Annotated in this window: 15 protein-coding genes; 11 read left to right on the forward strand and 4 right to left on the reverse strand. The window is 61.0% G+C overall.

The genetic code is table 11. The annotated features are described in order from the left end of the window. Positions 1-48: 48 nt before the first annotated feature. Both PFAS1_RS18145 and olsB read right to left on the reverse strand, forming a co-directional pair. Positions 49-840: a lysophospholipid acyltransferase family protein gene (locus tag PFAS1_RS18145; RefSeq protein ID WP_076030011.1), complete on the reverse strand. Its 792-nt coding sequence runs from the start codon at positions 838-840 to the stop codon at positions 49-51. Continuing rightward, positions 840-1,595, reverse strand: coding sequence for an L-ornithine N(alpha)-acyltransferase (olsB, locus tag PFAS1_RS18150; RefSeq protein ID WP_008152922.1), 756 nt, complete (start codon positions 1,593-1,595; stop codon positions 840-842). The genes PFAS1_RS18145 and olsB overlap by 1 nt, the downstream gene beginning before the upstream one ends. A gap of 154 nt (positions 1,596-1,749) precedes the next feature. Here olsB and PFAS1_RS18155 point away from each other — a divergent pair, with 154 nt between their 5' ends. From PFAS1_RS18155 to PFAS1_RS18175, 5 genes are all read left to right on the forward strand, one after another. Then, complete coding sequence (locus tag PFAS1_RS18155; protein WP_076030012.1) at positions 1,750-2,637, forward strand: acyl-CoA dehydrogenase middle domain-containing protein; 888 nt, start codon at positions 1,750-1,752, stop codon at positions 2,635-2,637. A gap of 158 nt (positions 2,638-2,795) precedes the next feature. Next, complete coding sequence (locus tag PFAS1_RS18160; RefSeq protein WP_076030013.1) at positions 2,796-3,890, forward strand: serine hydrolase domain-containing protein; 1,095 nt, start codon at positions 2,796-2,798, stop codon at positions 3,888-3,890. After that, positions 3,887-4,216, forward strand: coding sequence for an amidase (locus tag PFAS1_RS18165; RefSeq protein WP_076030014.1), 330 nt, complete (start codon positions 3,887-3,889; stop codon positions 4,214-4,216). Before PFAS1_RS18160 ends, PFAS1_RS18165 begins: the two co-directional genes overlap by 4 nt. Positions 4,217-4,334: 118 nt before the next feature. Further along, the gene (locus tag PFAS1_RS18170) at positions 4,335-4,925 is read left to right on the forward strand and encodes a YceI family protein (RefSeq protein WP_076030015.1); all 591 of its coding nucleotides are present in this window, start codon (positions 4,335-4,337) and stop codon (positions 4,923-4,925) included. A gap of 1 nt (position 4,926) precedes the next feature. Continuing rightward, positions 4,927-6,084 (forward strand): phospholipase D-like domain-containing protein, encoded by a 1,158-nt coding sequence (locus PFAS1_RS18175; RefSeq protein WP_074874220.1) that lies wholly within the window; start codon positions 4,927-4,929, stop codon positions 6,082-6,084. Positions 6,085-6,215: 131 nt separating this feature from the next. On the opposite strand, the gene bglX is transcribed toward PFAS1_RS18175, so the two are convergent. Continuing rightward, complete coding sequence (bglX, locus tag PFAS1_RS18180; protein ID WP_076030016.1) at positions 6,216-8,507, reverse strand: beta-glucosidase BglX; 2,292 nt, start codon at positions 8,505-8,507, stop codon at positions 6,216-6,218. Positions 8,508-8,742: 235 nt separating this feature from the next. Here bglX and PFAS1_RS18185 point away from each other — a divergent pair, with 235 nt between their 5' ends. The 4 genes from PFAS1_RS18185 (at position 8,743) to PFAS1_RS18200 (ending at position 12,317) form a co-directional block, all read left to right on the forward strand. Further along, positions 8,743-9,354 (forward strand): LemA family protein, encoded by a 612-nt coding sequence (locus PFAS1_RS18185; RefSeq protein WP_076030017.1) that lies wholly within the window; start codon positions 8,743-8,745, stop codon positions 9,352-9,354. A 43-nt stretch (positions 9,355-9,397) separates the two neighbouring features. Beyond that, positions 9,398-10,147, forward strand: coding sequence for a TPM domain-containing protein (locus PFAS1_RS18190; RefSeq protein ID WP_076030018.1), 750 nt, complete (start codon positions 9,398-9,400; stop codon positions 10,145-10,147). 33 nt (positions 10,148-10,180) lie between these two features. Then, positions 10,181-10,798 carry a TPM domain-containing protein gene (locus PFAS1_RS18195; RefSeq protein ID WP_076030019.1) on the forward strand — a complete coding sequence of 206 codons (618 nt, stop codon included), beginning with the start codon at positions 10,181-10,183 and terminating at the stop codon, positions 10,796-10,798. Between the two features lie 304 nt (positions 10,799-11,102). Beyond that, entirely contained in the window at positions 11,103-12,317 is a 1,215-nt protein-coding gene (locus PFAS1_RS18200; protein WP_076030020.1) for a class I SAM-dependent methyltransferase, read from the forward strand. A gap of 44 nt (positions 12,318-12,361) precedes the next feature. Here PFAS1_RS18200 and PFAS1_RS18205 read toward each other — a convergent pair whose 3' ends face one another. Then, positions 12,362-13,252 carry a DMT family transporter gene (locus tag PFAS1_RS18205; RefSeq protein WP_076031547.1) on the reverse strand — a complete coding sequence of 297 codons (891 nt, stop codon included), beginning with the start codon at positions 13,250-13,252 and terminating at the stop codon, positions 12,362-12,364. A 204-nt stretch (positions 13,253-13,456) separates the two neighbouring features. Between PFAS1_RS18205 and PFAS1_RS18210 the strand changes: the two genes are divergently transcribed. Both PFAS1_RS18210 and PFAS1_RS18215 read left to right on the forward strand, forming a co-directional pair. Continuing rightward, complete coding sequence (locus tag PFAS1_RS18210) at positions 13,457-14,038, forward strand: DJ-1/PfpI family protein (protein ID WP_076030021.1); 582 nt, start codon at positions 13,457-13,459, stop codon at positions 14,036-14,038. 14 nt (positions 14,039-14,052) lie between these two features. After that, positions 14,053-14,358: a ribbon-helix-helix domain-containing protein gene (locus tag PFAS1_RS18215; protein ID WP_076030022.1), complete on the forward strand. Its 306-nt coding sequence runs from the start codon at positions 14,053-14,055 to the stop codon at positions 14,356-14,358. The last annotated feature ends 127 nt before the right edge of the window (positions 14,359-14,485 follow it).

Genomic DNA, 14,485 nt, shown 5'->3' on the forward strand with positions numbered 1-14,485 from the left:
CTGTCAAACCGCTTTCGCGAGCAAGCCCGCTCCTACAGGGGATTTGTGTCAGGCCGCGATTGCGGGGCGCAGTGGTTCCGGTTGCGCCTGCGGAATCGCCCCAAACAACGCCTTCTGCACCGCCTGCTGCGCTTCGAACGCCAGCGCCGCACGCTCGCGACCTTCGCACGCGATCGGCTTGAGCAAATGAATCTCCACCTCACCCCGATCATGGCCAAACAAGCGCATCAAGTGCGAGAGCAAATCATCATCGCCAATGAACGGTGCCAGTGAATCGAGCTGCCCGTCGCGCAGATAACGAATCGCCACCGGCTGCAACTTCACTTCGGAGTCGATCGCCGCCGACAGCAATCGACCATGAAACGTGCGCAACGTGCGGCCATCGGTGGTGGTGCCTTCCGGGAACATCAGCAGCGGATGTTCCTGCTCCAGATGACGGGTCATCTGTTTGCGGATCAACTGGCTGTCGCCCGACCCTCGACGGATGAACAAGCTGCCGGCCTTGGCCGCCAACCAGCCCGCCACCGGCCAGGTGCGCACTTCGGCCTTGGACAGGAACGACAGCGGCGTGAGCATGCCCAGCAGCGGAATGTCGGTCCAGGACACATGGTTGCTGACCCAGAGCATCGGCGACTTCGGCAATTCACCGTGCACGGTCACGTGAAAGGGCAGGGCATTGCTCAGGCGCGCCATGAAAAATCGCGACCAGCGTTGGCGACGGACCATCGAATGAGCAATCCCCAAACGCTCGAACAACCCGAACACCCCGGCCATGCTCAACCCCAGCGCCACCACCACCAACACTCGCGCAATCCGCGCGTAAATCCGCAGCCGACTCATCATACGGCCGCCTTGAAATGCTTGGCATAACGCGGGCAGAGCTCGTCGCGCTTGAGCAGGATGAACACGTCGGCGACCTGGAAGTCTTCGTCCCAGCACGGCTCGCCGCAGATCTTCGCGCCAAGGCGCATGTAGGCCTTGAGCAGCGGTGGCATTTCGGCGATGACGTTGGACGGGATGTCGAGGCTCGGCAGCGGTTTTTTCGGTTCTGCCCGCAAATGTTCAGTACACAGATAACGTTCGCGCAAGCGCTGCATGATCGCGTGGGCTTGAATGCCGCCGTCCTGCATCGGGATGCTCGCGCACCCCATTAAATAGCTGTAGCCGCCCTGGTTCAGGACTTCGGCCAGTTCGCCCCAGAGTACGGCGATGGTGCCGCCGTTGCGGTAGGCCGGGTCGACGCAAGTGCGGCCTATTTCCAGGATCGGGCCTTTGAGATGGACCAGGCCGTGCAGGCTGAATTCTTCTTCGCTGTAGAACTTGCCCAGGCTGCTGGCGGCGGTGTGGTCGAGCAAACGGGTAGTCGCCACCAGGCGCCCGGTGTTCAAATCACGCACGCCGATGTGGGCGCAGTGAACATCATAGTCATCCATGTCCAGACCCAGCTCCGCGCCTTTCAGCTTGGCGTTGAATTCGCCACTGAACACGTTGAAGCGCAGGGCCTGGGCTTCTTGCAAGGCCTCGGCGCCCACCAGGCGTTCGGCTTGCAGGCGGCGTTCATTGCCGGTGTCGCTGATGCGGGCGATCTGAGTCATTGCGAATCTCCGTACGGGCCGGTCACCCGTCTTGGGTTGCAGCCGATCGACTTTCTTTATGCAGCCGTGTTGTGCAAAGTCAGGCTATGTAGCCCCGGTGTCATCGCCATGAAGCTTTGGTGATGCTTATATGACAGCCTTTGAGGAGCCTCTTATGCTCTGGCAAAACCTGCTGCGCCGCTGTGAACGCCTGCCCGCCAACCCGGACCTGAGCGAGGGTTTCGCGACTTTGTTGCACCAGTTGGGCAACGTCACGCCGTTCGAACTGGCGGTGGCCGGCGGGCGTTTGATGTCAACGCCCGGGTTGGCGTTTCTGGTGGGCTATCAGGCGGCGTTGCGCATGCTCTGGCCGAGCGCGCCGCCGAGCCTCGGCGCGTTGTGCGCGACCGAACAGCGCAGCCTGCGGGTAGCGGACATGCAGACCCGTCTGCACGATTTGCGCCTGAGCGGGCGCAAGGATTTTGTCACCGCAGGCGATGCCGCCGATTGGCTGCTGATCGCTGCTCGCAGTGAGGCCCCCGATGAAAAACCGCGCCTGAGTCTGGCGGTGGTCTATCCCGATGAACCGGGCGTGCGCCTGGAGAAACTGCCGGCGATCCCGTTGATGCCAGACATCAGCCACGGCCGGTTGTATCTCGATAACGCTCAGTGCGAACTGTTGGCGGGGGATGGCTGGGAGGCTTACATCAAACCGTTCCGCACCCTTGAAGACATTTACGTGTTGAGCGCCATGACCGCCTGGCTGTACGGCATCGGTCAGGACAGCGACTGGCCGCAAGCCTTGCAACTGCGTTTGCTGGCGCTGCTGGCCGGGTGCGCGGAAGACAGCCGGCAGGCGCCGAATAATCCGTCCGGGCATGTGTTGCTCGGTGGCTTGTTTGCGCAGTTCGATGGGCTCAAGGCCGAGGTGGCTCTGGCACTGGCCGATGGCCCGCAGCATTGGGCGCAGATGTGGCAGCGTGATCAGGGCGTGATGGATTTGGCGGCGGGGGCGCGGGGGAAGCGGTTGGCCAAGGCACTCGCTGGATCTTCGCTGGATTGACGGGCCCCTTCGCGAGCAAGCCCGCTCCCACAAGGGGAATGCATTTCAAAATGTGGGAGCGGGCTTGCTCGCGAAGGCGGCCGCATTGATAACACCGATCCCGGAACTGTCATCAACCTCGGCTAGGCTCAGCAAGCCAATCCCTCCGAGCCCCCACCATGTCCAAAGGCTTGTCCCTGGTTTTTATGCTCCTGCTCAGCCTCACGGCCCACGCTGAATATTGGCCTGCCGAGCAATGGTCAACCGGTCCGACAGTCAGCGGGCCGGCGCTTCAAGCGCTGGAGACTTACGCCTTCCCACCCCGTGATGAGGCCACCCGACAAGGCCTCCGCACCGACGCCTTGCTGGTGATCCGCGACGGTCAACTGATCTACGAACGCTACGCCGGGCCGACCACCGCCGACACCCCGCACCTGACCTGGTCCATCAGCAAGAGCCTGATGGCCACGGTCCTCGGCGTGGCCTATGGCGAAGGTCTGTTCAAGCTCCAGGACTCGGTGCAGACATTTTATCCACCGCTGCAAAAACACCCGGCCATGACCATGGCCGACCTGCTGCATTGGGCCTCGGGTCTGGACTGGCAGGAAGACTATGAATACGCGCCGTTGAAATCCTCGGTGGTCGCGATGCTCTACACCCGTGGCCACCCGGACATGGCCGCGTTCACCGCCGATCACCGTGAATACGCCAAACCCGGTCAGGCATTCCGCTACTCCAGCGGTGACAGCAATTTGTTATCCGCTGCACTGAAAACCATCGTCGGCCCGACCCGCTATCCAGACTATCCATGGAAGGCTTTGTTCGAACCCTTGGGGATTCGCCATGCCGTGTGGGAGGCCGACGCCACGGGGACATTCGTCGCTTCGTCCTATGCCTACCTCACCGCCAGGGACCTGGCCCGCATCGGGCTATTGATGGCGCGCGACGGCCGTTGGGGTGAGCGGCAATTGCTGCCCAGGGACTGGGTCACGTTCAACCGCGAACCGTTCGCCCGCTATCAAGCCAATCAAGACGAGGCTGTGCCCGGCGGCCATTGGTGGCTTAACCGCGCGGTGGAAGGCGCCGCAAAACCATGGCCCGATGCACCCGCCGACACCTTCGCCGCGTTGGGTCATTGGGGGCAGGCGATGTACGTGATTCCCGGCGAAAACCTGGTGATCGTTCGTTACGGCGATGACCGCGACGGCAGCTACCGGCACAACGATTTGCTCAAACTCGCGCTCAAGGCATTTGCCGCGAAGGTGCAGCCATGAAGCGTGGGAGCTTTGTTCGTCGCCGACCGTTCAGCACGCTGTTGTTGATCCTGTCGATCGCCTTGCTCGGCTGGATCTGGCAAGAGCGCGTGGCGCTGGGGGCCTTCCCGGACATCATCAGCGCCTACACCGCCAAGGAATATTGTTCGTGCCGTTACGTGATGAACAACCCGGCGGAGTACTGCCGCGGCTACGTGAAGCAGTGGCTGCCGACCAGCGGCTTTACCGATGACGCCGCCAGCAAGCGCGTCACTGTCAGCGGTATGGGCCGCAGCAACAGCGCGCAATGGATCGGCGAACGCCAAGGTTGCCGCCTGTCACCCTGACTTCGGCGAGGTGGGCTTTTGTAGGGAATGTGTTTGACCCAAGATCCGTGGCATTAGAGTTTGCAACCTGCCTCAGGCCAGTTAAGGTTCGCTCAGGTTTATCTACCCATGAGTCTCTATGTTCAGCCGCTTCCTCTGCAAAACCCTCGCCTCCCTGCTGCTGGCCGGTGTCACCGTGTCGGCCCAGGCCAATTGGTACCTCGACGGTGAGTCCTCGCGGCTGTCGTTCATCAGCACCAAAAACACCAACATTTCCGAGGTGCAACGCTTTCTGGTGCTGCACGGCAAGGTCAGCCCCAAGGGCCTGGCCGAGGTGGAAGTCGAGATGGACTCGGTCAACAGTGGCATCCCGCTGCGCGATGAACGCATGCGCAAGGACCTGTTTGAAATCCAGACGTTTCCCGAAGCGCTGATCACCACGCAGATCGATCTGCGGCCGATCAACGATCTGGCGCCCGGCGCGCAACTAGAATTGCGCCTGCCGCTGACCGTCAACCTGCATGGCAAACAACACGAATACAACGCCGAACTGCTGGCGACTCGTCTCGATGACCGGCGCTTCCAGGTGGTAACCCTCGAACCGCTGATCATCAATGCCGCGGATTTCGACCTGGCCCCCGGCCTGGAAAGTTTGCGCAAGGTCGCCGGTTTGTCGGCCATCAGTTTGTCGGTGCCGGTGGGTGCGGTACTGATTTTCACGGCGCGCTGACATGGCTGGCGCAATTTTCCCCTGGCGTGAAGGCAACCGTTTTGAACTGTTGATCGACGGGCCGCAGTTTTTCCCGCGGATGTTGGTCGCGATTGCCCGCGCCGAAGAGCAGGTCGAACTGGAGTTGTACCTGGTGGAGGCGGGAGCCTGTGCCGAAGCGATGGTTCAGGCGTTGGTCCAGGCTGCCGAACGAGGCGTGCGCGTGCGCTGCCTGTTCGATGATTACGGCAGCCTCGCGTTCACCCTGACCTTGCGTCAGCGTCTGATGGCGGCGGGTGTTGAGCTGCGTTTTTACAATCGCCTGAGCTGGCGGCGCTGGTTGGGCAACTTCTACCGCGATCACCGCAAGTTGCTGCTGGTCGATCAGAGCATGGCCGTGGTGGGCGGTACCGGGGTGACCGATGAATTCTGGACACCGGGCGAAGACACCAGCGAATGGCACGAAGTGATGGTGGAAATCACCGGGCCCTTGGTCATCGACTGGCAGTTACTGTTCGACCGCCAATGGATCGCCAACCGTCATCGGCGCGCCTGGAAACCTTCTGCTCATTTCGGCTTGCCGCGTCTGCCACGCGTGCCGTCCATGGGCGAGGGCATGGGCCGGGTCGCCTATGCCGACGCCCGCCAGCACCGGGACATCCTGCAATCATTGACTCGCGCTCTGAACAGCGGCCAACGGCGAATCTGGCTGGCGACGCCGTATTTCCTGCCGACCTGGAAAGTCCGTCGTTCACTGCGCCGGGCTGCCGCCCGCGGTGTCGATGTGCGCCTGCTGCTGACCGGGCCACGCACCGATCACCCGTCGGTGCGCTACGCCGGACATCGCTACTACCCGCGATTGCTCAAGGCCGGGGTGGCAATCTTCGAATACCAGCCATGTTTCCTGCACTTGAAAATGGTCCTGGTCGACGACTGGGTGAGCATCGGCTCGTGCAATTTCGATCACTGGAATTTGCGCTTCAACCTGGAAGCCAACCTTGAGGCACTGGACGCGGGACTGACGCGGGCGGTGGCGGCGAGTTTCCAACGGGACTTTGCGCAGAGCCAGGAAGTCAGCCTGGACGCATGGCAACGCCGGCCGCTGTGGCGGCGGGTGAAGCAAAGGGTGTGGGGATGGGTGGATCGGCTGGTGGTGAATCTGCTCGATCGACGCGGATAGTCGTCACACCAAAAACCACTGTGGGAGCGGGCTTGCTCGCGAAGGGGGCGTGTCAGTCAACGATGATGTCGACTGACAGTCCGCTTTCGCGAGCAAGCCCGCTCCCACAGGTTTTTGCAGTGTTTGGACGGTTACAGCAGTTCGAAGCTCTGCTGCGTCACGTCCTTGGAATCCAGGCCGATCTCCACATTGAACTTGCCCGGCTCGGCAGCGAACTTGAGCTGGGTGTTGAAGAACTTCAGGTCCTCCTCAGTGATGGTAAAGCGCACGACTTTCTGTTCGCCGGCCTTGAGCATGACTTTCTGGAAGTTCTTCAGTTCCTTGATTGGGCGGATCATCGAGCCGGTCACGTCCTGGATGTACAACTGCACCACGGTTTCGCCGTCACGCTTGCCGGTGTTTTTCACCATGACGCTGGCGTCGAGCTTGCCGGTTTTGTTCAATGTGGTCGACGACAGCGCCATGTCGCTCAGGCTGAAATCGGTGTAGCTCAGACCGAAGCCGAACGGGAACAGCGGCCCTGTGGTGTCATCGAAATACTGCGAGGTGTAGTTGCCCGGTTTGCCCGGCGTGAACGGCCGGCCAATGCTCAGGTGGTTGTAGTAGGTCGGAATCTGACCCACCGAACGCGGGAAGGTGATCGGCAGTTTGCCCGACGGGTTGTAGTCGCCGAACAGCACGTCAGCGATAGCGTTGCCGCCTTCGGTGCCGCTGAACCAGGTTTCCAGGATCGCGTCGGCCTGTTCCTTCTCTTCGAGAATCGACAACGGACGGCCGTTCATCAACACCAGTACCAGCGGTTTGCCAGTAGCCTTCAGGGCCTTGATCAAGTCGCGCTGGTTGGACGGGATGTTCAGGTCGGTGCGGCTCGACGATTCGTGGGACATGCCACGGGACTCGCCTACCGCGGCCACCACCACATCGGCATCCTTGGCGGCTTTCACCGCTTCGTCGATCAGCACTTGGGCCGAACGCGGATCGTCCACCACTTCCGGCGCATCGAAGTTGAGGAAGTTCAGGTAATCCAGGATCTCCTTGTCGCTGGTGATGTTGGCGCCACGGGCGTAGATCAGCGTCGATTGCCCGCCCAGTGCCGTGGTCATGCCGTCGAACAGGGTGACCGATTGCGCCGGGCGGCCGGCGGCGGCCCAGCTGCCCATCATGTCGATCGGTGCCTTGGCCAGCGGGCCGACCAGGGCGATTTTCGCGGTTTTCTTCAGCGGCAGGGTTTCACCCTGGTTCTTCAGCAACACCATGCTGCGGCGCGCAACATCACGGGCCTCGGCGCGGTGCAGGCGGCTTTCGGCGTACGTGTCGACCGGATCATCCTCAGCCTTGCCGATGCGCAGGTACGGGTCCGTGAACAGGCCCATGTCGTACTTGGCGGCGAGCACTTCACGCACGGCGTTGTCGATGTCGCTTTGCTGGATCTCACCCGCCTTCAACAACCCTGGCAGCTCTTTGCCGTAGAGGGTGTCGTTCATGCTCATGTCGATGCCGGCCTTGATCGCCAGCTTCGCGGCCTCGCGACCGTCACGGGCGACGCCGTGTTTGATCAGCTCGAAAATCGCCCCGTGGTCGCTGACGGCCAGGCCCTTGAAGCCCCATTGCTTGCGCAACAGGTCGTTCATCAGCCAGGTGTTAGCGGTGGCCGGCACGCCATTGATCGAGTTCAGCGCGACCATTACCCCGCCAGCACCAGCGTCGATAGCCGCACGGTACGGTGGCAGGTAGTCCTGGAACATCTTGACCGGGCTCATGTCGACGACGTTGTAGTCGCGACCGCCCTCGACCGCGCCGTACAGGGCAAAGTGCTTGACGCTGGCCATGATGCTGTCGGCCGCGTTCGCGCCCGTGCCCTGGAAGGCCTTGACCATCACGCCGGCAATGCGCGACACCAGGTACGTGTCTTCGCCGAAGCCTTCGGAAGTCCGGCCCCAGCGCGGGTCGCGGGAGATGTCGACCATCGGCGCGAAGGTGATGTCGAGGCTGTCTGCCGCGGCTTCCTTGGCGGCGATGCGCCCGGACAGGCCGATGGCGTCCATGTCCCAACTCGAGGCCAGGGCAATCGGAATCGGGAAAATGGTGCGGTGGCCGTGGATCACGTCATAGGCGAAGAACATCGGGATCTTCAACCGGCTGCGCAAGGCCGCGTCCTGCATCGGACGGTTTTCCGGGCGGGTGATCGAGTTGAACGTGCCACCGATGTTGCCGGCGGCGATTTCCTTGCGGATCATCTCCCGTGGCATTTCCGGGCCGATGCTGATCAGGCGCAACTGGCCGATCTTTTCATCGAGGGTCATTTGCTTCATCAGGTTGCTGATGAACGCGTCCTTGTTTTCCAGAGGTGTGGGCGTCGTAGCGGCCAATACGTTATGACTGGCCAGGCTGACGAACAGGCCCAGCAAACACAGCTTCTTCATGAATAGTTTTCTCAAAAGCCAAAACGGCAGTGAATACGCGCCGGTCAGCCAAAATTTAGGGAGCGACTATTGTTGTTCAGGTAAATGCAGCACACTTCGGCGTGTTTTCGCGCTGGGGCATCTTTTAGCCCATTGGCTCGATGCAATCCAGTGGCGGCGCAGATTATGCCCCAAGAGCCGGTTTCAAAGTTCGAAGGTTGTTTTTCAACGGAATGTGCAAGGGAGCATCAACCAGATGAATGTACGACACCACTATCGGTCGAGCCTGCAAGTTGCAGCCTTGATGTTGCTGACCACACTGCTGGCCGGCTGCGGCATCAATACGATTCCGACCCTCGACGAACAGGCCAAGGCCGCGTGGGGCCAGGTGCAGAACCAGTACCAGCGCCGCGCCGACCTGATTCCCAACCTGGTGGAAACCGTCAAGGGTTACGCCCAGCATGAGCAGGAAACCCTGACCGCGGTGATCGAAGCCCGGGCCAAGGCCACCTCCATTCAAGTGGACGCCAGCACGCTGGACAACCCGGAAAAGCTCAAGCAGTTCCAGCAGGCCCAGGATCAGCTGACCGGCGCCTTGAGTCGCCTGATGGTGGTGTCCGAGCGTTACCCGGACCTCAAGGCCAACCAGAACTTCCTGGCGTTGCAATCGCAACTCGAAGGCACCGAGAACCGCATCGCCGTGGCGCGTCGGGACTTCATCCTCGCCGTGCAGAAATACAACACGGAACTGCGTACCTTTCCCGGTCGCCTGTGGCACACCGTGATGTACAGCGATTTGCCGATCCGCGAAACCTTCGAGGCCACCAGCCCCGATGCGGAAAAAGCCCCTCAAGTGAAGTTCCAGTAAGCGCCGCAAGGGGCTTGAAGCGTCACCAAGGATGAGGTTGCCAATGCGTGTGTTGAAAGTTGGCCTGGTGCTGTTGCTCTGGGTATTTGCCCTGACGGCCCAGGCTGCGTTGAAGTTTCCGGAACTGACCGGACGGGTCGTCGATAACGCGCAGATGATCGAGCCTGCGGTGCGTGAGCAGCTGACCCAACAGCTTCAGGCCCATGAAAAAGCCACCGGCGAGCAACTGGTGGTGGTCACGTTGCCGGATTTGCAGGGCACCGACATTGCCGACTTCGGTTATCAACTGGGGCGCTATTGGGGTATCGGCCAGAAGGACAAGAACAACGGCGCATTGCTGATCGTTGCGCGTGACGATCGCAAGCTGCGGATTGAAGTCGGTTATGGCCTGGAAGATCGGCTGACCGATGCGCAGAGCTCGGTGATCATCAATCAGGTGATCACCCCGGCATTCAAGACCGGCAACTTCAGCAAGGGCATCAGCGACGGAATCGCAGCGATGCTCGTGGTGCTGGGCGGCAATCCGCTGGATGAGCCATCCACGGTGTATGACTCCGGCGGCAATCAGGAAAGCGACTTCCTCTCACGTCATCCGGGGATCTTCGTGTTTCTGGTGATGCTGTTCATCCTGACGATGTTTGTCTGCCAGATGCTCGGGATCCTGCCCAGCGGCGGCGGCCGGGGCGGTTCGGGCGGCGGGTTCGGCGGTGGAGGCTTTGGCGGCGGTGGAGGCGGGGGCTTCAGCGGCGGCGGGGGCAGTTTCGGGGGCGGCGGTTCGTCGGGCGGCTGGTGATCACACAACAATAGCGAGTGGGCATTCTTAAACATGGCATTACTGACTGAACACGAACAACGCAAGGTTGCCGAGGCGATTTCCCGGGTCGAGCGCGACACCGACGCCGAACTGGTCACTGTGCTCGCGGCCCGCGCCGACGACTACGCGTACATTCCGCTGCTCTGGGCCAGCCTGCTGGCGCTGGTCGTGCCGGGCATCGTGCATTACCTGACCGGCTGGCTGACCATGCACAGCTTGCTGCTGGTGCAATGGATCTCCTTCATAGTGCTGTGCCTGGTGTTCAGGATTCCAAAAATCACCACGCACCTGGTCCCGCGCTCGGTCCGTCACTGGCGCGCCTCGAACCTGGCGCGCCGGCAGTTTCTGGAGCAAAACCTGCACCACACGGTGGGCAGCACCGGGATGCTGATATTTGTCTGCGAAGCCGAGCGTTATGTGGAAATTCTGGTGGATGAGGGGATTTCGAAACGGTTGGACAACAAGAACTGGGATGAAATTGTGGCGGCGTTCACTCAGCAGGTGAAACAGGGGCAGACGTTGCAGGGGTTTGTGACGTGTGTGGAGGCGTGTGGCGAGTTGCTCAAGGTGCATGTGCCGGTGACGCATGTGCGGAATGAGTTGCCGAATCGGTTGGTGGTTTTAGGCTGATTTCACACTCCGGATCTGACACACCCTCTGTGGTGAGAGGGCTTTTGTGGTGAAAGGGGGCTTTCGTGGCGAGGGACTTGTCCCCGTCCGGCTGCGAAGCAGTCGTAAAACCTGAAAACTCGGTCTGACCGATGAACCGATGGGGGCCGCTTCGCGACCCAACGGGGACAAGTCCCCTCGCCACAGGGGACTCGACTTGCCTTGCGATTCGCACCGTTCGGTAAATAACTGCGTGTCCCGAGCGGCCATCCCCCCTAAAATACCCGCCATTCCCCGATCCGCACTGCCCGAGGCCGTTTTTCCCATGTCTGTCACCGCCACTCCCGCCAGCCTCGCGCCGGATCACCACGCCCAGTTCATCGACCTGCTGCAATCCAGCCTTGACCAGAACGCCTTCATCAAACTGGTGCTGGCCAAGTACGTCGGCACTGAAGTGGACTTGCAGCGGCTGATCATCAAGCAGCTGACAGTCAAGGATCAGCCCTGCCTGTCCTTCGTCTACCGCTACAAGACCCGCGACATCACCAAGAACTTGCCGATTGCCGAAGGCGTGGCGACCATCGCCGCACTCTTGCCGGCATCGTTCAAAAATGCGCATTTGCTGTCGCTGACGGATGAAGCTCAGCTGGAATACAGCAAAAAGGGCAAGTCTTCGCTGTTCAAGAGCAAACCTCAGCAATTGCGTGAAGTGCCGTCCGCTGAGCATAACCGCGAGAAGAACCGCTTTCTCGACCTCAGCCGGCCGTTCCTCGCCGACCTTGGTGTGACGAACAGCAAGCACGAGCTGATCCCGGCGATGTCGCGCAAGTGGAAGCAGATCAACAAGTTCATCGAAGTCTTCAGCCATGCGCTGACCACCTCTCCGTTGGCGCTGGACAAACCGGTTCAGGTCGCGGACTTCGGCTCGGGCAAGGGTTACCTGACGTTCGCCATCCACGACTACCTGCGCAACACCTTGAAGGCCGAAGGCATGGTGACCGGCGTCGAGTTGCGCGAAGAGATGGTGGATTTGTGCAATGCCGCGGCCGCAAAGCTCGAGCATCCAGGGCTGGTGTTCAAGTGCGGTGACGTACGCAGCGTGGCGCCGAGCGAGCTGGACGTGATGATCGCGCTGCATGCCTGCGACATCGCCACCGACTACGCGATTCACACCGGCATCCGTTCCGGCGCCTCGATCATCATGTGCTCGCCGTGCTGCCACAAACAGATCCGCCTGCAGATCCAGAGCCCGGCGCTGCTCAAGCCGATGCTGCAATACGGTCTGCATTTGGGCCAGCAAGCGGAAATGGTCACCGACAGTTTGCGCGCGTTGTTCCTGGAAGCCTGCGGTTACGAGACCAAGGTGTTCGAGTTCATCTCACTGGACCACACCAACAAGAACAAGATGATCCTGGCGGTCAAACGCGCCGAACCGGTTGATCCGGCCCAGCTGTTGGTGAAGATTCAGGAACTGAAGGATTTCTACCAGATCAGCGAACATTGCCTGGAAACCCTGCTGCGGGCTGACGGCTACCTCTGATCACAATCCCTGTAGGAGCAAGCTTTGCTCCTGCAGGGCCGGTGTCAGGCTGTAGCAATCTGCGCTGGCTTGACGGCGGTCTTGCGTCCCAGCATCACGGTCACGATCACCCCGCCGGCAAACAGCCAGGTGATCGGCTCGACGTGTTCGCCAAAGAACAACGCCGAAAAAGCGATGGTGAAGAAGATCTGCAACAGCTGGATCTGACTCACCCGGGCAATCCCCCCCATCGCCAACCCGGCGTACCAGGCGAAGAAACCGATGAACTGCGAAAACAGCGAGACGTAACCAAACGCCCACCAGGTCCTGGCCGAAATCTCGCCCTGATGTTGCAGCGCCAGGTACAGCACCGGCCCGATCAGCAACGGCGTCGACAGCACCAACGCCCAACAGATCACCTGCCAACCGCCCATCTCCTTGGCCAATCGGCCGCCCTCGGCGTACCCCAAGCCGTCCACGGCAATCGCCCCGAGCATCAGCAAATCACCGGCCTGAATGCTGCCGGCCCCGCTGATCAGCGCATAACCCAGCACCAGCGAACTGCCCAGCGCGGCGCAGGCCCAGAAGGCTTTCGAGGGGCGTTCGTGGGACAACCACGCGGCGTACAACGCCACGCACAACGGCTGTAAGCCGTTGACCAGCGCTCCGTGGGACGCCGGCAAGGTTTGCATGGCCCAGGCCGACAACACCGGGAAGCCGAGAATCACCCCGGCGATCACCAGGGTCAGGCCTTTGACCTGTTTCCAGGTCGGCCATTTTTCCCGATGCCACAGCAACAGCATCGCCGCCGGAACCGCCGCGAACAGTGCTCGGCCCAAGCCGTTGAGCAGCGGATGGAGTTCCTGCACGACGATCCGTGTGAAGGGCAGGGTGAGGCTGAAGATCACAACGCCGAGCAGGCCGAGGGCCATGCCGGTGTTTTCGCGCGAGGACATGATGGCAACCAGAATCGAGGGTGGCGGGAAGGCCTTCATCTAGCCATAAACCCGGCGTTTGCTGCTGTTACAGCTAGGCGCAGAGTTATCCGTACAGTTTGAGGGCGTCATCGCGGTCCATCAGGTAGTAGCTGGTTATTACCCGACCCTGCGGATAAGGACTACCTTGAATACTCCTACGTATTTCCCAGAGGAGTCCTCCCCATGGCCGCTAAAAAAATTCTGATGCTGGTCGGCGATTACGTCGAAGACTACGAAGTGATGGTGCCGTTTCAGGCGCTGTTGATGGTCGGCCACACGGTGCATGCCGTTTGCCCGGACAAAGCAGCCGGTCAGACCGTACGTACAGCGATCCATGACTTCGAAGGCGACCAGACCTACAGCGAAAAACCCGGTCACCTGTTTGCCCTGAACTTCGACTTCGCCAAGGTCAAGCCCGAAGACTACGACGCCCTGCTGGTGCCGGGTGGTCGTGCCCCGGAGTACCTGCGCCTGAACGAAAAAGTCCTGGAGCTGGTGCGCGCATTCGACAAGGCCGGCAAACCGATCGCGGCCGTGTGTCACGGCGCACAATTGCTCGCGGCCGCAGGGATTCTCGAAGGTCGCGAGTGCAGCGCCTACCCGGCCTGTGCCCCGGAAGTGCGCCTGGCGGGCGGTACGTTCATCGATATCCCGGTGACGGAAGGTCACGTTCAGGGCAATCTGGCCACTGCTCCGGCCTGGCCGGCGCACCCGAGCTGGCTCGCCGGTTTCCTCGGGTTGCTGGGCACCAAAATCACGCTGTAACGAGGGACCTTTCCATGTGCGAGCTCTACGTCAAAGCCGATCCGATTCTCTACGAATCGCGCTCCCGCTCGCTGCGCATCTGCGGGGTGGTCACCACCCTGCGGCTGGAGAATCAGTTCTGGGACATCCTCAGCGAAATCGCCGAGGTCGACGGCATGACCACCAACCAGTTGATCGCCAAGCTGTATGAAGAGGTGATGGACTACCGCGGCGAGGTGGTGAATTTCGCCTCGTTTTTGCGGGTCAGTTGTACCCGTTATCTGAGTCAGCGACGGGTGCAGCCGCCGGAGTTATCAGTGGTGCGTGCGGTGGTGAAGTAGGTGATTTTTGTGCTGACCTTACCGGTCTCATCGCGAGCAGGCTCGCTCCCACAATGGATCGATGTACACAATTCCCCTGTGGGAGCGAGCCTGCTCGCGATGAGGCCAGTACAGGCGACAAAAATCC

It is taken from the genome of Pseudomonas frederiksbergensis (assembly GCF_001952935.1).
Classification (GTDB): Bacteria; Pseudomonadota; Gammaproteobacteria; order Pseudomonadales; family Pseudomonadaceae; genus Aquipseudomonas; species Aquipseudomonas frederiksbergensis.